The sequence below is a fragment of the Pseudomonas sp. NPDC012596 genome (assembly GCF_042902325.1).
In the GTDB taxonomy this organism is placed as follows: Bacteria; Pseudomonadota; Gammaproteobacteria; order Pseudomonadales; family Pseudomonadaceae; genus Aquipseudomonas.
This window is the reverse complement of sequence record NZ_JBIBEB010000001.1, coordinates 103,921-124,388: the sequence shown is the minus strand read 5'-3', so window position 1 is coordinate 124,388 and position 20,468 is coordinate 103,921. Positions and strand designations below refer to the sequence as shown.

The window sequence follows — 20,468 nt, the reverse complement described above, 5'->3', positions numbered from 1 at the left end:
TAGGCCGGCAACCAAGTTTGCGTGAATGAGGACCAATGTAATGGGTAAGAATGTCGTCGTCCTGGGCACCCAGTGGGGTGATGAGGGCAAAGGCAAGATCGTCGATCTGCTGACCGAACATGCTGCCGCCGTAGTGCGCTATCAGGGTGGCCACAACGCGGGCCACACCCTGGTGATCAACGGTGAAAAAACCGTTCTGCACCTGATTCCGTCCGGCATCCTGCGTGAAGGCGTTCAGTGCCTGATCGGCAACGGCGTGGTCGTTGCTCCAGATGCTCTGATGCGTGAAATCACCAAGCTGGAAGAGAAGGGCGTACCGGTGCGCGAGCGCCTGCGCATCAGCCCGGCTGCTCCGCTGATCCTGTCCTACCACGTGGCCCTCGACCAGGCCCGCGAGAAAGCCCGTGGCGAAGCCAAGATCGGCACCACCGGTCGTGGTATCGGCCCAGCGTACGAAGATAAAGTCGCCCGTCGTGGCCTGCGTATCGGTGACCTGTTCCACCGCGAGCGTTTCGCCGCCAAGCTCGGTGAGCTGCTGGACTACCACAACTTCCAGCTGGTCAATTACTACAAAGAGCCGGCCATCGACTTCCAGCAAACGCTGGATGAGTGCATGGAATACGCCGAGCTGCTCAAGCCGATGATGCTCGACGTCACCGCCGAGCTGCACAACCTGCGCCGCGCTGGCAAAGACATCATGTTCGAAGGCGCCCAGGGCTCACTGCTGGACATCGACCACGGTACCTACCCGTACGTCACCAGCTCCAACACCACCGCTGGCGGTATCTCCACCGGTTCCGGCGTTGGCCCGATGTACCTGGACTACATCCTCGGCATCACCAAGGCCTACACCACTCGCGTGGGTTCCGGCCCGTTCCCGACCGAGCTGTTCGACGAGACCGGCGCTGGCCTGGCCAAGCGTGGCCACGAGTTCGGTTCGACCACCGGCCGTGCCCGTCGCTGCGGCTGGTTCGATGCCGTCATCCTGCGTCGCGCCATCGACGTCAACAGCATCTCGGGCATCTGCCTGACCAAGCTGGACGTACTGGACGGCCTGGAAACCATCAACATCTGCGTTGGCTACAAGAACGAGAACGGCGCCGTCATCGACGCACCGTCCGATGCCGACAGCTACATCGGCCTGGAGCCGGTGTACGAAGAGATGCCAGGCTGGAGCGAGTCGACCCTGGGGGCCAAGACCCTGGAAGAGCTGCCTGAAGCTGCCCGCGCTTACATCAAGCGTATCGAGGAGCTGACCGGCGCGCCGATCGACATCATCTCCACCGGCCCGGATCGCAACGAGACCATCGTGCTGCGTCATCCGTTCGCCTGATCTGCCCTCCAGGCTGATCTGACGCCGCGGCCCTGCAAGGGGCTGCGGCGTTTTTATTTGTCCGCCCGGCTATACGCGCTAAAAGCTCTACCTTGGCGTTTATACCTGCTGTTTTCGGCATAACCCTTGCTGTAAGAAGTTTCTGTAGATGCCATCAAAATAGTGGCGCCAGAAAGCACGAGGGTTTCACCGTGTCTGCCATCCTCTCACTGTTACGAAGCCGCCTGTTGCGGCCCGTGTTTGTTGCCCTTGGTATCGCCCTTTTGGTGCAGGTGCTGGTCGCCGTTGCGCTGACCCGAAGCACGGTCACCGCCCTTGAGGCCGACCTGGGCGAGCGGCTGGGCGCCGACAGCCGCAAACTTGCCAGCGAGCTTGAGCAGGCGGGGCAGGATGTGCGTTCGGGTCTCGACAGCCTCTCCAGCAGCACCCGTCAGCGCCTCAGTGCGGGCCTCTCCGAGCGCCTGCAAAGCGAACAGCAAAAACTACGCACCACGTTGGAAAAAAACCTGAAGGATTCGGCCAACGACATGGCTGAACTGCTGGCCTCGGTCGCGCCCCGTGCAATCTGGGACAACGACGTGCCGACCCTGTCCGACTTCGCCCGCCGTGCTCAGCGCAACCCGAATGTGCTGTTCGTGATCTACGACGACGCGCAGGGGCAGCACCTGACCCGTTACCTGAACCGGCAAAACCCGATCAACCAGGCCCTGATGGAAAAAGGCCAAGGTGAAAGGGCCCTGGACAAGGTATTGGAAGCCGCCCGCCGCGACCCGTCGGTGTACTTCGTCGAAGCCTCGATCAGCCCCAATGGCGCCGAGATCGGCAAGGTCTTGATGGGGGTTTCCACCGCCGGTGTCGATCAAGCGCTCAAGGCACTGGATCAGCGCTTCAGCGCCCTGATCACCAGCGGCGAACAGCTGGTGGGCGACAGCCTTGCTGCGGCAGCTGCAGACAGCGGCAAGGCCCTGCGCGAGCGGTTGGGAACTGCCCAAGGCAGTGCCACTGCCATGCAAGCCAACACCGCGCAAACCGTGCGCGAGTCTGCTGCCGAGCTGCGCTGGCGCATCGGCCTGGGCCTCGTGGTCGTTGGCTTGGGCGTATTGTTGGTGGTTGCCTTGGTGCTGGGCCGGCGCGTGCTCAGCAAGTTGCGCTTGTTGATCGCTGCGCTCGATGACCTGGCGGCCGGCGAAGGCGACCTGACCAAGCGCGTCAACCTCGACAGCCGCGACGAGATTGGCGACATGGCATCGGCGGTCAACCGCTTCGTCGACAAGCTGCAGCCGATTGTGCGCGAGGCAGGCGAAGTGGCGCAGCGCACCGGCGTCGAGATTGGTGCCATGGCGCAGCGCAATGCCGGCGCCGATGCAGCCGCCGCGCTGCAGCGCGACGAAGTGGCCGCCAGCCTGCGCGACCTGTCGAGCATGGCGGATGAAGCCCAGGCCGAAAGCCACGCCATGCAGGCGGCGCTGCAGCAGGTGGTAGACATCCGCCAGGCCACTGATGAGAACAGCCGCGCTTCGACGCAACTGGCTGGCATGATCGAGAACCTCGCGGGCCAGGTCGAGACCGGCGCCCAGGTCATCGAGCGCCTGGCCCGGCAGAGCGAGCAGATCGAGGTGGTATTGACCGTCATCCACGGCATCGCCGAACAGACCAACCTGCTGGCGCTCAACGCGGCCATCGAGGCAGCACGTGCCGGCGAAACCGGGCGCGGTTTTGCCGTAGTGGCTGATGAGGTGCGGGCGCTGGCGAGCAAGACGCAAAGCTCGACCGGTGATATCCAGGCGCATATTGCGGCCTTGCAGAAGGGCGCCAAGGAGGCGGTGGCAACCATTGGCCAGGCTGGCCTCAAGGCCAGCGAAGGCCTGTCGGTGCTGCGCGACAACGAGCGCCGCCAGCAGTCGGTGCAGGCAGCAGTGGAGCAGGTGCATGCTGCGATCGGCCTGGCTACCCGGGCGGCGGAGCAGCAGGCGCATGGGGCGCAGGCTGTGCGCGGCCGGGTTGAGAATATTCACGCCCAGGCGGAGCGTTCGGCAGAGGTGGTGATGCAGACCACGGCCAGCAGCAAGGTCCTGGACGACCTTGCTGCCCAGTTGCGGGCAAGCCTTGGACAGTTCCGCGCCTGAAGCAGATGAAGCGGTCGCTCCTGCGGCCGGCTTGTCGGCGAGGTTTACGGCCTGTTCAGGTACATCCGCGTGGTCAGCAAATACACCGGCAACCCGGAAACCACAATCAACAACGCGGCATAAGGTGCCGCTGCGGCAAACTCGACGTTGGCGGTGTGCGCCCAAACCTCGGTGGCCAGGGTGGTCATGCCGGTCGGGCTGAGCAGCAGGGTAGCGGTCAGTTCCTTCATGGCATCTAGGAATACCAAGGCAAACGCAGCGGCCAGCGCTGGGAAGATGATCGGCAGGGTTACCCGGCAGAACGCTGTGAAACTGCTGGCACCCAATGTCCGAGCGGCTTCTTCCAGTGTCGGCGAGGCCTTGTTCAGCGCGGTACGCACCGGCGCCTGGGCCAGTGGCAGGAACAACAGCGCATAGGCCAGCAGCAGCAGCGCAGTGGTCTGGTACAGCGCCGGCACATAGTGCAGCGCGAACACCACCAAGGTCAGTGCGATCACAAGGCCCGGCAGGGCATGCAGCAGATACGGCAGGCGCTCGGCCCAGATCGCCAGGCGGCCTTTGTAGCGCACCACAAGGAAGCTCACCGGCAACGCCAGCAGCACGCAGAAGCCTGCGCCACCCAACGATACCGACAGCGAGGTGAGCAGCGCCTTGCTGATGGCTGCCACCGGGAATGCCGCCGAGGAGCCGACACTCAGCCAATAACCGAGCATCGCCAGCGGAATGCCGCTGCCCAGTATCGCCAGGCCCAGGCAGAACAGCTGCGCCAGGGGCATCCAGCCACGCAGGCGTACCGGTTGCGCGCGGCGTGCCACGCCTTGGCCAATGCGCACATGGCGAGCCTTGCCGCGCACCTTCAGTTCCAGCCAGAGCATCGCCAGGCACAGCGCCAGCAGTACCGCCGACAGCATGGCGGCATTGGCGTTGCTGAACTCCAGCTCGAATTGCTGGTAGATGGCCGTGGTAAAGGTCTGCAGGCCGAGGATCGACAGGGCGCCGAACTCCACCAGCATGTGCAGGGCGATCAGCAATGCGCCGCCGAGCATCGACGGCCACAGCAGCGGCAGGGTGACCTTGGTGAATACGCCCCAGCGGCTGCAGCCCAGCGTACGCGCCGACTCTTCAAGCGAAGTGTCGAGGTTGCGCAGGGTGGCAGCCACCGGCAGGAATATCAGCGGGTACTTGGACAGCGCCATGACCAGGATCGCGCCGCCCAGGCCTTCGAAGTCCGAGCTCAGCGACACCCAGGTGAAGCTGCTTACGAACGAGGGCACGGCAAAGGGCAGGCACAGCACCACACCCCACAGCCGGCGGCCCGGCAGGTTGCTGCGTTCCAGCAACCAGGCCAGGGCCAGGCCAACGACCATGCATGCCAGCGTCACCCCGACCATCAACATCAGGGTGTTGCGCATCAAGCCCCAGACGAACGGGCGCCAGAGCAGGTGCAGGGCTTCGCGCCAGCCGGCCTCCCAGGCTTTCATGGCGACGTACAGCAGCGGCAGCAGGCTCATCGCCACCAGGAAAAGCACAGGCAGCACTACCCAGATGGAGGGGCGCTTGCGGCGCGGTACGAAGCGTACCAGCACCGGCTCGGACAGGGCGGCGGTCATCAGAGCAAGCCGACCTCGCGTTCAAGCTCCAGCGCTTCCTCGGCATTGCCGAGGTCGGCCGGCGAGATTTTCGGTGGGCGCAGCTCATCGAATGGCTTCAGGCCACGGTCGGAGACCATGCCTTTATGCAGCGGGTATTCGGCGGTGGTCTGGGTGATCACGCGCTGGCCTTCTTCGCTGGCCATCCAGTTGAGCAGGGCCTGCGCTTCCTTCGGGTGCTTGCTGGCCTTGACCGCAGCGGCGCCGGAGATGGTCACCAGGCCACCGGCATCACCATCGGCCAGGTAGTACAGCTTGGAATCCAGCTTGCCGCGCTCGCGCTCCAGGGCATACCAGTAGTAGTTGTTCACCAGTACCGCAGCCACTTCGCCTTTCTCTACCGCCTTCAGGGCGACCATGTTGTTGGTGTAGGTCTTGCCGAAGGCTTTCAGGCCGGTCAGCCACTCTTCGGCAGCATCACGCCCGTGCATCTTCAGGATGGCCACGGCCTGTTCCTGGAATGCACCACTGGTCGGAACAAACCCGACTTTGCCGTCCCATTCGGGGTTGGCAAAATCCATGACCGATTGCGGCAGGTCTTTCTCGTCGATCTTCTTCGGGTTGAACACCACCACGCGGGTGCGCGCGGTGACGCCCATCCACGTGCCATTGGCGGCAACGTATTCCTTGGGCAGCATGTTCAGCGTGGCGTCGTCGATCTTCGCCAGCAGGCCTAGCTCACCCAGGTTGTTCAGCGGCGGCGATTCTTCGGTGTAGATGATGTCGGCGGGCGAGCGGTCACCTTCCTCGATGATCTGGCTGGCCAGCTGGTTGCTGCTGCCCTTGCGGATATTGATGTGGATGCCGGTCTTGGCCTCGTAGGCCTTGGCGATGGCTTCGCCGATTTCCTTGTGCTGACCGTTGTACATGGTCAGGGTGACCGGGTCGTCTGCCATGGCGGCCGGGGCGCCGATCACCAGGCTCAGGACAGCGGCGGCCAGGGTGCGCATCAGCGGTTGCGGACGGATCGTCATGCGGGTACTTCCTCGCTTACGGCTACATATTTGGAAACAATGGTAAACGAAATCGTTTCTCAAGTGGCCGGGTGACGAGAAATTCATGGTCAGACCATCGTCCAGCGGCAGCCCATGCGGGGGAGGGCGATACAAAAACGCAGGCAAGAAAAAACCCACTAGCAAGCTAGTGGGTTTTTGTATGGTGCCCAGGAGAAGACTCGAACTTCCACGACCTTGCGGTCACTGATACCTGAAACCAGCGCGTCTACCAATTCCGCCACCTGGGCAAAGCTTTGCATCATCTGATGAAGGCGACTATTGTTCGCTTTCACACAGTAGTAACAGATCCTTGGTCATCTATTACTTGAAAATATTTGGTGCCCAGGAGAAGACTCGAACTTCCACGACCTTGCGGTCACTGATACCTGAAACCAGCGCGTCTACCAATTCCGCCACCTGGGCACACATTCGAGATTACAAGATGCTTTACAGCGCCGTTCATCTCTACTACAACTGCGGGTTGTCCGTCGTTGTGGTGCGCACTATACGGACGCTCCCGAGGGCTGTAAAGCCCCTAGTCAAAAAAAATTTCAAAAAATTCAACTTGTTGATTCCACACGCCTATTGCCGTTCGCCGGACATGCTGCAGGGGCTGTCCAAGCCCGACATTTCCGGTTTCAATAGGCCTATGCCAGAATTCATATCTATATACCCCAAGGTGAACCCCTTCTGATGGCCGATTGGCAATCCCTCGATCCCGAGGCCGCTCGCGAAGCGGAAAAATACGACAACCCTATCCCCAGCCGTGAGCTGATCCTGCAACGCCTTGCCGACCGTGGCGAACCGGCCGCGCGCGAGGAACTGGCGGCCGAGTTCGGTCTTTATGAAGAAGACCAGATCGAAGCCCTGCGTCGCCGCCTGCGGGCCATGGAGCGTGACGGCCAGCTTATCTATACCCGGCGCGGCACTTATGCCCCGGTAGACAAGCTCGACCTGATCTGCGGCCGTGTCTCGGGCCACCGCGATGGTTTCGGCTTCCTTATCCCTGACGATGGCAGCGACGACCTGTTCCTCAGCCCGTCGCAGATGCGCCTGGTGTTCGATGGCGATCGCGCTTTGGCGCGGGTCTCGGGCACAGACCGCCGTGGCCGCCGTGAAGGCGTGCTGGTCGAAGTCATCTCCCGCGCCCACGAAAGCATCGTCGGCCGCTACTTCGAAGAAGGCGGCATCGGCTACGTGACGCCAGACAACCCGAAGATCCAGCAGGAAGTGCTGGTGACCGCGGGCCGCAACGGCGGCGCCAAGATCGGCCAGTTCGTCGAGATCAAGATCACTCACTGGCCAACCCCACGCTTCCAGCCGCAAGGCGATGTGGTCGAAGTGATCGGCAATTACATGGCGCCGGGCATGGAAATCGATGTTGCCCTGCGCAGCTACGATATCCCGCACGTCTGGCCTCAGGATGTGATCAAGGAAGCGCGCAAGTTCCGCTCCGAAGTCGAAGAGAAGGACAAGGAAAAGCGCGTCGACCTGCGCCACCTGCCGTTCGTCACCATCGACGGCGAGGATGCCCGCGACTTCGACGATGCGGTCTACTGCGAGCCGCTGGGCAAGCTGCGCATGTTCTCCGGTGGCTGGCGCCTTTATGTGGCCATCGCCGACGTGTCCAGTTACGTACGCCTGGGTTCGGCCCTGGACGTCGAGGCTCAGCAGCGTGGCAACTCGGTGTACTTCCCCGAGCGCGTGGTGCCGATGCTCCCCGAAGAGCTGTCCAACGGCCTGTGCTCGCTGAACCCGCACGTTGATCGCCTGGCCATGGTCTGCGAAATGACCATGAACAAGGCCGGCCAGATGGTCGACTACCAGTTCTACGAAGGTGTTATCCACTCCCATGCCCGCCTGACCTACAACAAGGTCAGCAGCATGCTCGAGCATTCCCGTACCCGTGAGGGCAAGGCGCTGCGCGAGGAGTACAAGGAAGTCCTGCCAGACCTGAAGAGCCTGTACAGCCTCTACAAGGTACTGGTCGAAGCCCGTCACGCCCGTGGCGCCATCGACTTCGAAACCCAGGAAACCCGCATCATCTTCGGTGACGAGCGCAAGATTGCGGAAATCCGCCCGACCGTTCGCAACGATGCCCACAAGCTGATCGAGGAATGCATGCTGGCGGCCAACGTCGCCACCGCCGAGTTCCTGCAAAAGCATGGTGTGCCGGCGCTGTACCGGGTGCACGATGGCCCGCCACCGGAGCGTCTGGAAAAACTGCGTGCCTTCCTCGGCGAGCTGGGCCTGAGCTTGCACAAGGGCAAGGACCCTTCGCCGAAGGACTACCAGGCGCTGCTGGCGAGCATTGCCGGGCGTCCGGACTTCCACCTGATCCAGACCGTGATGCTGCGCTCGCTGAGCCAGGCGGTGTACAGCACCGACAACAACGGCCACTTCGGCTTGAACTACGAGGCGTATACGCACTTCACCTCGCCGATTCGTCGTTACCCGGACCTGCTGGTGCACCGCGCCATCCGCAGCATCATCCGCTCCAAGGTGGATACCCCGCACGTCAAGCGTGCAGGTGCCATGAGTATTCCCAAGGCGCGTATCTACCCGTACGACGTGAACACCCTCGACCAGCTGGGCGAGCAGTGCTCGATGACCGAGCGCCGTGCCGATGAAGCCACGCGTGACGTGGTCAACTGGCTCAAGTGCGAGTTCATGAAGGACCGCGTTGGCGAGACCTTCCCGGGCGTGATCACTGCCGTCACCGGTTTCGGTTTGTTTGTCGAGCTGACCGATATCTACGTCGAAGGCCTGGTGCACGTCAGTGCGCTGCCGGGCGACTATTACCACTTCGACCCCGTGCATCACCGCCTGTCGGGTGAGCGTACCGGGCGCAGCTTCCGCCTGGGCGACACCATTGAAGTCAAGGTCATGCGCGTCGACCTCGACGAACGCAAGATCGACTTCGAGGTGTCCGAACAGCAGCTCGCCGCCCCGATTGGCCGTAAGGGCCGTGGCGCCGCACCTGCCGCCGAAAAGGCCGAGCAGCAGCCGGTGACAGAAGCCAAGGCCACGCCGAAACCGCGCAGCCGCAAGGGCGAAACCGCCGAGGCGTATTTCCCGAAAGACGCCGTGCAGCGTAATGCCGAAGTGCGCAAGAGCCGCGAAATGAAGAAGGCGCTGATGACTGATGCCCGCAGTGGTGGGCACGCCAGCAGCAAGTCGGACAAAGGTGGCAAGCCTTCCGGCAAGCCGACCAAGCACCGTAAAGGCCCGCCGAAGTCCGGCGCGCCACGCAAGAGCAAGAACAAGTCATGAGTCAGCTGGAAAAGATCTACGGCGTGCACGCCGTGCAGGCGTTGCTGCAGCACCATCCGAAGCGGGTCAAGCAGATCTGGCTGTCGGAAGGGCGCAGCGAGCCGCGCATTCAGGCGTTGCTTGCACTGGCTGCGGAAAACCGCGTGCAGGTAGGCCAGGCTGAGCGCCGTGAGCTGGACGCCTGGGTCGAGGGTGTACACCAGGGCGTGGTCGCTGAAGTCAGCCCGAGCCAGGTATGGGGCGAATTGATGCTCGAGGAGTTGCTCGAGCGCACCGAGACGCCACCGCTAATCCTGGTGCTGGACGGTGTCACCGACCCGCACAACCTCGGCGCCTGCCTGCGCACCGCCGATGCCGCCGGTGCTACGGCGGTGGTGGTGCCCAAGGACAAGTCGGCGACCCTGACGCCGGTGGTGCGCAAGGTGGCCTGCGGCGCTGCGGAAGTGATCCCGCTGGTGGCCGTGACCAACCTCGCGCGCACCCTGGAAAAACTCCAGCAGCGCGGCCTGTGGGTAGTCGGCACGGCTGGCGAGGCCGAGCAGGAGATCTACCAGCAGGACCTGACCGGGCCGCTGGTGATGATCATGGGGGCAGAAGGCAAAGGCATGCGCCGGCTGACCCGCGAGCACTGCGACTTCCTGGTGAAATTGCCGATGTCGGGTAGCGTCAGCAGCCTGAACGTTTCGGTGGCTACCGGGGTTTGTCTGTTCGAGGCCGTGCGCCAGCGCCAGGCCAAGCGCTGATCTGTCGTCTGTGCTGGTCTCTTCGCGGGGCAAGCCCGCTCCCCAGGTCTCCTCGAAGGCTGCAGGGATCCTGTGGGAGCGGGCTTGCCCCGCGAAGAGGCCGGCACAGGCATAAACTGTTTCCGGCTGTTCAAATAATCGCCAATCACCTTGCTTGTGCGTTCCGCCTTCTCTACAATTGCGCCCCTTGCCGAGCTGGCAGGTGCGCATGCGCCTCCCCTCCATGGCAAGACATACAGTGTCATTCACTCCTTGTCTGACCAGCATCCTGGCAGACTACTAACCCGTAAGGAGCATTCATGCGTCATTACGAAATCATCTTTCTGGTTCACCCGGACCAGAGCGAGCAAGTCGGCGGCATGGTTGAGCGTTACACCAAGCTGATCGAAGAAGATGGTGGCAAGATCCACCGCCTGGAAGACTGGGGCCGTCGTCAACTGGCCTACGCAATCAACAATGTTCACAAGGCTCACTACGTGATGCTGAACGTTGAATGCACCGGCAAGGCCCTGGCCGAGCTGGAAGACAACTTCCGCTACAACGATGCCGTGATCCGTAACCTGGTCATCCGTCGCGACGAAGCCGTAACCGGTCAGTCCGAGATGCTCAAGGCAGAAGAGAACCGCAGCGAGCGCCGTGAGCGTCGTGAGCGTCCTGAGCATTCTGACTCCGCCGACGGCGATGACAGCAATGACAGCGACTCCAGCGATAACGCTGACGAGTAATCCACGGACCTTTTGAGGAGCCTATTACATGGCACGTTTCTTCCGTCGTCGTAAATTCTGCCGCTTCACTGCTGAAGACGTGAAAGAGATCGACTTCAAAGATCTCAACACCCTGAAAGCTTACGTATCCGAAACCGGCAAGATCGTTCCAAGCCGTATCACCGGTACCAAAGCTCGTTATCAGCGTCAGCTGGCTACCGCTATCAAGCGCGCCCGCTTCCTGGCCCTGCTGCCCTACACCGACAGCCACGGCCGCTGAGACCGGGCCGTCGACAAGAAGTAAGGGATAAGCATGCGAGCGTTGGCTGATTTCATCATGCGCGGTCGTGTGCAGGCCACCCTGGTGGTGGTCGTGAGTGCGGTATTACCGCTGCTGTTCTGGTTGAGTGCCGCTGCCGGCAGCCTTGTGCTGCTGCGGCGCGGGTTCAAGGATGCTTCAACGGTCATCGCGTTCGGCCTTGTGCCGGCGGTGGCCATCTGGGCCTTCGGTGATCCAAGTACCTTGCTGGTGCTGTTGGGAACACTGGGGCTGGCCGCCTTGTTGCGTGCCGGGCATTCCTGGAGCCGGGTGTTGTTGTCCAGTGTTGTGCTGGGGCTGGTCTACAGCCTCATCCTGGACGCGGTACTGCGCGAAACCTTCGCCGTGTTGGCCAAGGCGCTTTCCGAAGCGCTGCCGCAAGTCGAAGGCAAGCCAGTGATTCCCGGTGAGCTGATCGGCCCAGTGCTGGTCGCTTCCACAGCGGTGATGCTGCAGTTGTTCAGCGTGCTGGCTTTGATGCTGGCGCGTTATTGGCAAGCAGCGTTGTACAACCCTGGAGGCTTTGGTCGCGAATTTCGCGCGCTGAAGTTGCCGCGGGCAGTCATGCTGGCTCTGGTTGCCGCGATGGTGTTGGGCCCGTTCATCGGCCCGCAGTTCATCGTCCTGGCTTCCGCGTCCAGCCTGGTGCTCGTCCTGGCCGGCATCGCTTTGATGCATGGGCTGGTGGCGCAGGGGCGACTGGCCGGTTTCTGGCTGGTTGGCATGTACGTGACGCTGCCGCTGATCATGCAGCTGATTTATCCGTTGCTCGTGGTTCTGGCCATTGTCGACAGCCTGATTGATTTTCGCGGTCGCAAGTCCCCTCAGGGGGATGATTCCGCGAACGGTGAAGGTTAAAAGTTAAGAGGTTTTACCAAATGGAACTGATCCTGCTGGAAAAAGTCGCTAACCTGGGCAACCTGGGCGACAAAGTAAAAGTTAAGGCTGGTTACGGCCGTAACTTCCTGCTGCCATTCGGCAAGGCCACCGTTGCCAACGCCGCCAACCTGGCTGCGTTCGAAGAGCGTCGCGCCGAGCTGGAAAAAGCAGCAGCTGACCGTAAATCGTCGGCTGAAAGCCGTGCTGCCCAACTGGCCGAGCTGGAAGTGACCATCACTGCCACCGCTGGCGACGAAGGCAAGCTGTTCGGTTCGATCGGCACCCACGACATCGCTGACGCCCTGACCGCCTCCGGCGTTGAAGTGGCCAAAGCTGAAGTTCGTCTGCCGAACGGCACCATCCGTCAGGTTGGCGAATACGACGTAGCCGTGCACCTGCACAGCGACGTTGAAGCCACCGTACGTGTGGTCGTCGTAGCTGCCTAAGCTGCGCTGACTGGCTGGCCCCTGGCGGGCTTGCCGGTTAACATCGGGCACGGTCCTGTTCTTTACAGGCCGTGCCCTTTGTCTTTTTCATCCTCCAGAATTCTTTCGTGGCCATGAACGAGATCACCAATCCCGACCAGCTAGACCTGCAAACCGCTGCCCTCAAGGTGCCGCCGCATTCCATCGAGGCCGAACAGGCCGTGCTCGGTGGCCTGATGCTGGACAACAACGCCTGGGAGCGGGTGCTGGATCAGGTTTCGGATGGCGATTTCTATCGGCATGACCACCGCCTGATCTTCCGTGCCGTGCACAAGCTGGCGGACGCCAACCAGCCGTTCGACGTCGTCACCCTGCACGAGCAACTGGACAAGGAAGGCCTGTCGACCCAGGTCGGCGGCCTGGCGTACCTGGCCGAGCTGGCCAAGAACACGCCATCGGTGGCCAACATCAAGGCGTACGCTGCGATCATTCGCGAGCGGGCCACGTTGCGCCAGCTGATCAGTATCAGTACCGACATCGCCGACAACGCCTTCAACCCGCAGGGGCGCAACGCCGAAGAAATTCTCGACGATGCCGAGCGGCAGATCTTCCAGATCGCCGAGGCGCGGCCGAAGACCGGTGGCCCGGTGGGGGTCAACGAGCTGTTGACCAAGGCCATCGACCGGATCGACACGCTGTTCAACTCCGACAGCGACATCACCGGTGTCTCCACCGGCTACACCGACCTGGACGAGAAGACAAGCGGCCTGCAGGCGGCCGACCTGATCATCGTTGCTGGCCGTCCGTCGATGGGTAAGACCACCTTCGCCATGAACCTGGTGGAAAACGCCGTGTTGCGGACCGACAAGGCCGTGCTGGTGTTCTCCCTCGAGATGCCAGGTGAGTCGCTGATCATGCGTATGCTTTCGTCCCTGGGCCGTATCGACCAGACCAAGGTGCGTTCCGGCCAACTGGACGATGACGACTGGCCGCGCCTGACCTCGGCGGTCAACCTGCTCAACGACCGCAAGCTGTTCATCGACGATACCGCTGGTATCAGCCCGTCGGAGATGCGCGCGCGTACCCGCCGCCTGGCGCGTGAGCACGGCGAGATCGGCATGATCATGGTCGACTACCTGCAGCTGATGCAGATTCCAGGTTCGGCCGGTGACAACCGTACCAACGAAATTTCCGAGATCTCCCGCTCGCTCAAGGCCCTGGCCAAGGAATTCAACTGCCCGGTCATCGCCCTGTCGCAGCTCAACCGCTCCCTCGAGCAGCGGCCGAACAAGCGCCCGGTGAACTCCGACTTGCGTGAATCCGGTGCAATCGAGCAGGACGCCGACGTGATCATGTTCGTTTACCGGGATGAGGTGTACCACCCGGAGACCGAGCACAAGGGGATTGCCGAAATCATCATCGGCAAGCAACGTAACGGCCCCATCGGCTTCATCCGCCTGGCGTTCATTGGCAGGTACACCCGCTTCGAGAACCTCGCGCCGGGCATGTACAACTTCGACGACGACGAATAATCCAGGCAGGCCTGATCCATGAATCCGACCTCTGTCGTCGGATTTGGTCAAAATTTGTGCTATATTCCGCGCCCGCGATTTCCCTGAACACCAAAACCGGTCACTGACATGCAAGCAGCCAAACCACTCTACGACTATCCCAAGTACTGGGCCGAATGCTTCGGGCCAGCACCTTTCCTGCCAATGAGCAGGGAGGAGATGGATCTGCTCGGCTGGGATTCCTGCGACATCATCATCGTGACCGGTGACGCCTACGTCGACCACGCGTCGTTCGGCATGGCCATCATCGGCCGCCTGCTGGAAGCCCAGGGCTTCCGTGTGGGCATCATTGCCCAGCCGAACTGGCAGTCGAAAGACGACTTCATGAAGCTTGGCGAGCCGAATCTGTTCTTCGGTGTCGCCGCGGGCAACATGGACTCGATGATCAACCGCTACACCGCGGACAAGAAAATCCGCTCCGATGACGCCTACACACCTGGCGGCCTGGCCGGCAAACGCCCGGACCGCGCCAGCCTGGTGTACAGCCAGCGCTGCAAGGAAGCCTACAAGCATGTGCCGATCGTGCTGGGCGGCATCGAAGCGTCGCTGCGCCGCATCGCCCACTACGATTACTGGCAGGACAAGGTCCGCCACTCGATCCTGATCGACGCCAGCGCCGACATTCTGCTGTACGGCAACGCCGAGCGGGCGATCGTCGAGGTGGCCCAGCGCCTGTCCCAGGGCGAGAGCATCGAGCGCATCACCGATGTGCGCGGCACGGCATTCGTGCGCCGTGACACGCCAGAGGGCTGGTACGAGATCGACTCCACGCGCATCGACCGCCCAGGCCGCGTCGACAAGATCATCAACCCGTACGTCAACACCCAGGACACCCAGGCCTGCGCCATCGAGCAGGCCAAGGGCGAGGTGGAAGACCCGAACGAAGCCAAGGTGGTGCAGATTCTCGACAGCCCGGCCGTCACCCGGGAAAAGTCGGTGATCCGCCTGCCATCGTTCGAAAAGGTGCGTAACGACCCGGTGCTCTATGCACACGCCAACCGCGTGCTGCACCTGGAGACCAACCCGGGTAACGCTCGCGCCCTGGTGCAGAAGCACGGTGAGGTGGATGTGTGGTTCAACCCGCCACCCATCCCCATGACCACCGAAGAAATGGACTATGTGTTCGGCATGCCGTACGCCCGTGTTCCGCACCCGGCCTACGGCAAGGAGCGCATCCCGGCCTACGAGATGATCCGCTTCTCGGTGAACATCATGCGTGGCTGCTTTGGTGGCTGCACCTTCTGCTCGATCACCGAGCACGAAGGCCGCATCATCCAGAACCGCTCGCACGAGTCGATCCTGCACGAAATCGAAGAGATGCGTGACAAGGTGCCGGGCTTCACCGGCGTGGTCTCCGACCTTGGCGGCCCGACCGCCAACATGTACCGCATCGCCTGCAAGAGCCACGACATCGAGAAGCACTGCCGCAAGCCGTCGTGCGTGTTCCCTGGTATCTGCGAGAACCTCAACACTGACCACAGCTCGCTGATCGAGCTGTACCGCAAGGCGCGTGCCCTGCCGGGTGTGAAGAAGATCCTGATTGCCTCGGGCCTGCGTTACGACCTGGCCGTGGAATCGCCGGAGTACGTCAAGGAACTGGTCACCCACCACGTGGGCGGTTACCTGAAGATTGCCCCGGAGCACACCGAGCGTGGCCCGCTGGACAAGATGATGAAGCCGGGCATCGGCACCTATGACCGCTTCAAGCGCATGTTCGAGAAGTTCTCGAAAGAGGCGGGCAAGGAGCAGTACCTGATCCCGTACTTCATCGCCGCGCACCCGGGCACCACCGACGAAGACATGATGAACCTGGCCCTGTGGCTCAAGGGCAACGGCTTCCGCGCCGACCAGGTCCAGGCGTTCTACCCGTCGCCCATGGCGTCGGCCACCGCCATGTACCACTCGGGCAAGAACCCGCTGCGCAAGGTGACATACAAAAGCGAAGGCGTGGAGATCGTCAAGAGCGAGGAGCAACGCCGCCTGCACAAGGCGTTCCTGCGCTACCACGACCCGAAGGGCTGGCCGATGCTGCGTGAGGCGCTGGAGCGCATGGGGCGTGCCGACTTGATCGGCCCGGGCAAGCACCAGCTGATCCCGCTGCACCAGCCGCAGACCGACAGCTACCAGAGTGCCCGGCGCAAGAACTCGACGCCGGCCGGGAGCCACAAGGTGGCCAAGGAGCAGAAGATCCTCACCCAGCACACCGGGCTGCCACCGCGTGCCAGCGATGGCAGCAAGCCGTGGGACAAGCGCGAGAAGGCCAAGGCTGACGCGTTCGCCCGCAACCAGCAGGCAGCCAAGGAGCGCAAGGAAGCAGCCAAGGGTGGCGGCGGCAAGGGTAAGAAGCCGCGCCAGCCCGTCATTCCGCGCTGAATCGGGGCACGCCAGCTCCCACGAATTCTTGTAGGAGCTGGCTTGCCTGCGATGGGCCGTGAAGCGGCCCCAGCATGTCAGCCTTCAATCAGGTTGCTTGTCGACCCACTTGGGCAGCACCGGCGCCTCGAACCGCTCCATCCCGTCCAGCAGCGCATCGGCCTGCTGTTCAAGCAGCAACATCGCCCGATGCTGCGGCCGCACGAAGCCTTCTTCGACGATATGGTCGAGGAACCCGCCCAGCTTCTCGTAGAAGCCATTCACATCCAGTAAGCCCAGCGGCTTGGCGTGATAGCCCAGCTGGCCCCAGGTCCACACCTCGAACAACTCCTCCAGCGTGCCCAGGCCCCCTGGCAGGGCGATGAAGGCGTCGCTCAGCTCGGCCATGCGTGCCTTGCGCGCGTGCATGCCGTCCACGACCTCCAGGCGGGTCAGGCCACGGTGGCCGATTTCGGCGTTCATCAGGCTTTGGGGGATGATCCCGATCACTTCGCCACCCGCCGCCATGGCCGCGTCGGCAACGGTGCCCATCAGGCCGACAGCTCCACCGCCATACACCAGCGTCAGGCCGCGGCGGGCGATGGCCTGGCCGAGGGCGATGGCCGCTTCTCGGTAGGCGGGGTTGGCGCCGATGCTGGCGCCGCAGAACACACAAACGGAACGTACAGGCATTGCTCATCTCCAGTCACATGCGTGCACAGGGTAAGGCCGATGCCTGCCGGTTCCAAGGCCGGCTTCACTCGGGGCGGGAGAACTCGCAGATCGCGCCACTGGCGCCGTGGGCGTACGCGGCAAGCAGGCTGTTCATGAAACTTGAGAGGGACATTGCGGTTGCTCCTAAATGAGAGGTTGTCCCATCGTCTATTAAAAGGGCATGATGTGCCCTTAGATTGGTTGTATACAATCCATTGAACAATTCAACTGGCTGGCCACTTGACACCCCTTTGATGCACATCAGCAAGGGGGGCAGGGGTTTCAGGCAGTCTCGCAATTGATAAAACCCTGCCAAGGAGATTCATGATGTTTGCGAAAGCTGTAGCGGTATCCCTGCTGACCCTCGCCAGCGCCTCTGTCTTCGCAGCCGAGTGCTCGGTAACGGTCGAATCGACGGACCAGATGTCCTATACCACCAAGGAATTCACCGTCGACAAGAGCTGCAAGGAATTCACCGTCAAACTGACCCACTCCGGCAACCTGCCGAAGAACGTGATGGGCCACAACCTGGTGATCAGCAAGACTGCCGACATGCAGGCCATTGCCACTGAAGGCATGACCCAGGGCATCGACAAGGGCTACTTGAAGGAAGACAACGCCAACATCATCGCCCACACCGCGATGATCGGCGCGCCAGAGAAAGAAACCGAAGTGAAGTTCGACACTTCCAAGCTGGAAGCTGGTGGCGATTACAGCTTCTTCTGCACCTTCCCGGGCCACATCTCGATGATGAAAGGCAAGGTTGTAGTCAAGTAATGACTTGATGCAGGGGAGGGCTTAGCCCTCCATTCGCGGGACAAGCCCGCTCCTACAGGTACCCCACTAATCGATATCAAGTGGAGTACCTGTGGGAGCGGGCTTGTCCCGCGAAGCTTTTACGGGGCGAACGGCAATTCGCGCTTGTGCTGGGTCTTGCGGTAGGTAGCCACGATGATATCGAACGCTGCCGGATCCACCGGCTGCCCCTGCAGGAAGGCATCGATCTGCTGATAGGTCACGCCATGCGAGGCCTCGTCCGGCTTGCCCGGTTCCAGGTCCTCAAGGTCGGCAGTCGGCACCTTCTCCACCAGTGACTCCGGCGCGCCAAAGCTGCGTGCAATGGCCCGTACCTGGTTTTTCACCAAGCCGCTCAGCGGCGCCAGGTCGCAGGCTCCATCACCAAACTTGGTAAAGAAGCCCATCACTGCCTCGGCGGCGTGGTCGGTACCGATCACCAGGCCCGCGCGGGCGCCGGCGATGGTGTACTGGGCAACCATGCGCGTGCGCGCTTTGACGTTGCCGACGACGAAATCCACCAGGGTCGGCGAGCCGCTTTGCAACTCTTGCACTTCCGCTGCCAGCGCCCGCACGGCTGGGGCGATGTCGACCGTGTGCACTTCATCGGCCTTGATCACGTCCAGGCAGGCTTGCGCATCGTGCTCGTCATGCTGCACCTGGTACGGCAGGCGCACGGCGATGAAGGTGTACGCCTTGTCACCGGTCTCGGCGCGCAGTTCGTTGATGGCGCGCTGGGCGAGCAGGGCGGCGGTCAGTGAGTCGACACCACCGCTGATGCCCAGCACCAGGGTCTTGAGCCGGGCATTGGCCAGGCAGTCCTTGATGAACGCCACGCGCCGGGCGACTTCGGCGTCGAGCGCAGCAGCGTCGGTGAACGGCGGCTGCACCTTGAGCGCCTGGGCAATCTCTTGCTGAACGGCTTGCATCGGTTACTCCTTGCTGCTGGGGATTTTGAATACGTGACGCATGTAGGCGACGAAGTTCTCATCGCGGCACTGTGTCTTGGCGGCTTCGTCGGAGATCTTCGCCACCGGCGAGCCGTTGCAGTCGGTCATTTTAAGCACGATGTTCATCGGCGCCACGCCAGGGATATCACAGGTCAGGTTGGTGCCGATGCCAAAGCTGACGTTGATGCGCCCGCGCAGGGCACGGAATATTTCCAGCGAACGGGTCAGGTTCAGGCCATCGGAAAACACCAGGGTCTTGGTCATCGGGTCGATGCCCAGCTTCTGGTAATGGGCGATGGCCTTTTCCGCCCAGGCTACCGGCTCGCCTGAGTCATGGCGCAGGCCGTCGAACAGCTTGGCGAAGTACAAGTCGAAATCGCCGAGGAAGGCATCCATGGTGATGCAGTCGGTCAGGGCAATGCCGAGCAAACCGCGGTACTCGCGGACCCAGCAGTCGAGGGCGGCGATCTGGCTGTCGATCAGCCGCGGGCCCAGCTGCTGATGGGCCATGATCCATTCGTGGGCCATGGTGCCCAGCGGCTTGATATCCAGTTTCCATGCCAGGTCGACGTTGCTGGTGCCGACGAAACGTGCAGGGAAGTCGTCGCGTAGCACCCGCACCACTTCTTCCTGCACTCGGCCGGAAAAACGTCGACGGGTGCCAAAGTCAGCCACCTGGAGTTCAGCCAGCTCGTCGGCGCTGGCATGCGCCTGCAGCCAGTCGAACTTGCGGTACAGCTGGTCTCGAGCCTCGGCCAGGCGCATGCGCGGGTGCAGGTGGCGGTTGCGCACTTCGCTGATGATCGCCAGCAGCGGCACTTCGAAGAGGATCACATGCAGCCAGGGGCCTTTCAGGCGCAGGCTGAGCTGGTCGTTCTCGATGCCGAGCTGTACATAGCGCAGGTTGAAGCGGAACAGGCGCAGAAAGCGCAGGAAGTCGGGCTTGAGGAAGCTGATGCGTTCGAGGAAGGCCAGCTGGCCATCATCAAGGGTGAGTTCGCTGAGCCGTTCGAGCTGGTTGCGGATTTCACCGAGGTAGGGGCGCAGGTCCTCGCCATTGCGGCAGCGAAATTCCCATTCCACGTCGGCGTCGGGGTAGTTGTGCAGCACGCCCTGCATCATGGTGAGCTTGTAGAAGTCGGTGTCGAGCAGGTTGTGCACGATGCGCTCGGCGAATGCGCTCTCGCTCATCAAGGGTGGCTCCGGAAGCGGCGAATGGCGGCCATTGTGCCAGCCTTTTCGATTTTGATGTGTCTGTACCGGCCTCATCGCCGGCAAGCCGACTCACTCGGCTACATCATAACCTCTGAGTCATGCAGACATCCTGTGGGATCCGGCTTGCCGGCGATGGGGCCATAACAGGCAAAACAGGTGTTTTTTCGTGCACCAGCTAGCCTTGAAACAGTGCTGCCTGTAGCAGTCGCGCACCAGCGGTGTGCACTTCGGTGACGTCGGCTGTTACAGGGAGGTTGCACGTAAACACTTGCCAGGGTTGCAATGATGGCACAGGGCGGTTGCTCCTTGTCTGTACGTGTGGTGGCGCCTGCCGCGTGGCAGACGGTTGCACGCTCAATAAAGAAAAGGCCGTCGGTCGCCTCGCTGCCTCCCGCACAGTGTGTTTTCCCGGAAGACAAAACCAA

16 protein-coding genes, 2 tRNA genes and 1 pseudogene are annotated in these 20,468 nt (G+C 62.1%); 12 read left to right on the top strand and 7 right to left on the bottom strand.

The features are described 5' to 3' along the window. Positions 1-40: 40 nt before the first annotated feature. The 3 genes and pseudogenes from ACFY68_RS00565 to ACFY68_RS00555 all read left to right on the top strand — a co-directional run bounded on the left by ACFY68_RS00565 (position 41) and on the right by ACFY68_RS00555 (position 3,459). Positions 41-1,333: an adenylosuccinate synthase gene (locus ACFY68_RS00565; protein WP_346614805.1), complete on the top strand. Its 1,293-nt coding sequence runs from the start codon at positions 41-43 to the stop codon at positions 1,331-1,333. 527 nt (positions 1,334-1,860) lie between these two features. Then, positions 1,861-2,553, top strand: a pseudogene (locus ACFY68_RS00560) (methyl-accepting chemotaxis protein); the annotation flags it as partial. A gap of 21 nt (positions 2,554-2,574) precedes the next feature. Continuing rightward, positions 2,575-3,459 carry a methyl-accepting chemotaxis protein gene (locus ACFY68_RS00555; RefSeq protein ID WP_387523017.1) on the top strand — a complete coding sequence of 295 codons (885 nt, stop codon included), beginning with the start codon at positions 2,575-2,577 and terminating at the stop codon, positions 3,457-3,459. Between the two features lie 44 nt (positions 3,460-3,503). Here ACFY68_RS00555 and ACFY68_RS00550 read toward each other — a convergent pair whose 3' ends face one another. The 4 genes from ACFY68_RS00550 to ACFY68_RS00535 form a co-directional block, all read right to left on the bottom strand. Then, positions 3,504-5,069, bottom strand: coding sequence for an ABC transporter permease (locus ACFY68_RS00550; RefSeq protein ID WP_387522521.1), 1,566 nt, complete (start codon positions 5,067-5,069; stop codon positions 3,504-3,506). Further along, a complete protein-coding gene (locus ACFY68_RS00545) occupies positions 5,069-6,082 on the bottom strand; it encodes an extracellular solute-binding protein (RefSeq protein ID WP_387522519.1) in 1,014 nt (337 codons plus the stop codon). The genes ACFY68_RS00550 and ACFY68_RS00545 overlap by 1 nt, the downstream gene beginning before the upstream one ends. Positions 6,083-6,264: 182 nt before the next feature. After that, positions 6,265-6,351 (bottom strand) — tRNA-Leu (locus tag ACFY68_RS00540). A gap of 88 nt (positions 6,352-6,439) precedes the next feature. Then, a tRNA-Leu gene (locus tag ACFY68_RS00535) sits at positions 6,440-6,526 on the bottom strand. A gap of 270 nt (positions 6,527-6,796) precedes the next feature. Here ACFY68_RS00535 and rnr point away from each other — a divergent pair. From rnr to ACFY68_RS00495, 8 genes are all read left to right on the top strand, one after another. Further along, positions 6,797-9,376 carry a ribonuclease R gene (gene rnr, locus ACFY68_RS00530; protein ID WP_346614797.1) on the top strand — a complete coding sequence of 860 codons (2,580 nt, stop codon included), beginning with the start codon at positions 6,797-6,799 and terminating at the stop codon, positions 9,374-9,376. Further along, positions 9,373-10,119 (top strand): 23S rRNA (guanosine(2251)-2'-O)-methyltransferase RlmB, encoded by a 747-nt coding sequence (rlmB, locus tag ACFY68_RS00525; RefSeq protein WP_012316466.1) that lies wholly within the window; start codon positions 9,373-9,375, stop codon positions 10,117-10,119. The genes rnr and rlmB overlap by 4 nt, the downstream gene beginning before the upstream one ends. Before the next feature lie 299 nt (positions 10,120-10,418). After that, a complete protein-coding gene (rpsF, locus tag ACFY68_RS00520) occupies positions 10,419-10,844 on the top strand; it encodes a 30S ribosomal protein S6 (protein ID WP_346614796.1) in 426 nt (141 codons plus the stop codon). Between the two features lie 28 nt (positions 10,845-10,872). After that, entirely contained in the window at positions 10,873-11,103 is a 231-nt protein-coding gene (rpsR, locus tag ACFY68_RS00515) for a 30S ribosomal protein S18 (protein ID WP_003249563.1), read from the top strand. A 33-nt stretch (positions 11,104-11,136) separates the two neighbouring features. Next, entirely contained in the window at positions 11,137-12,000 is an 864-nt protein-coding gene (locus ACFY68_RS00510) for a hypothetical protein (protein WP_346614795.1), read from the top strand. A 20-nt stretch (positions 12,001-12,020) separates the two neighbouring features. Further along, positions 12,021-12,467: a 50S ribosomal protein L9 gene (rplI, locus tag ACFY68_RS00505; RefSeq protein WP_012316464.1), complete on the top strand. Its 447-nt coding sequence runs from the start codon at positions 12,021-12,023 to the stop codon at positions 12,465-12,467. Between the two features lie 113 nt (positions 12,468-12,580). Beyond that, entirely contained in the window at positions 12,581-13,978 is a 1,398-nt protein-coding gene (dnaB, locus tag ACFY68_RS00500) for a replicative DNA helicase (protein WP_387522511.1), read from the top strand. 108 nt (positions 13,979-14,086) lie between these two features. Continuing rightward, positions 14,087-16,390: a YgiQ family radical SAM protein gene (locus ACFY68_RS00495; RefSeq protein WP_387522510.1), complete on the top strand. Its 2,304-nt coding sequence runs from the start codon at positions 14,087-14,089 to the stop codon at positions 16,388-16,390. A gap of 84 nt (positions 16,391-16,474) precedes the next feature. Here the strand turns inward: ACFY68_RS00495 and ACFY68_RS00490 are convergent, their stop codons facing one another. Then, on the bottom strand, positions 16,475-17,062 hold the full coding sequence (locus tag ACFY68_RS00490; RefSeq protein ID WP_346614792.1) for a TIGR00730 family Rossman fold protein: 588 nt from the start codon (positions 17,060-17,062) through the stop codon (positions 16,475-16,477). A 348-nt stretch (positions 17,063-17,410) separates the two neighbouring features. On the opposite strand from ACFY68_RS00490, the gene azu reads away from it, so the two are divergent. After that, on the top strand, positions 17,411-17,860 hold the full coding sequence (gene azu, locus ACFY68_RS00485) for an azurin (RefSeq protein ID WP_346614840.1): 450 nt from the start codon (positions 17,411-17,413) through the stop codon (positions 17,858-17,860). 119 nt (positions 17,861-17,979) lie between these two features. Here azu and nadE read toward each other — a convergent pair whose 3' ends face one another. Further along, positions 17,980-18,807 (bottom strand): ammonia-dependent NAD(+) synthetase, encoded by an 828-nt coding sequence (gene nadE / locus ACFY68_RS00480; protein WP_387522507.1) that lies wholly within the window; start codon positions 18,805-18,807, stop codon positions 17,980-17,982. 3 nt (positions 18,808-18,810) lie between these two features. Further along, entirely contained in the window at positions 18,811-20,019 is a 1,209-nt protein-coding gene (gene pncB, locus ACFY68_RS00475) for a nicotinate phosphoribosyltransferase (protein ID WP_387522505.1), read from the bottom strand. Between the last annotated feature and the right edge of the window lie 449 nt (positions 20,020-20,468).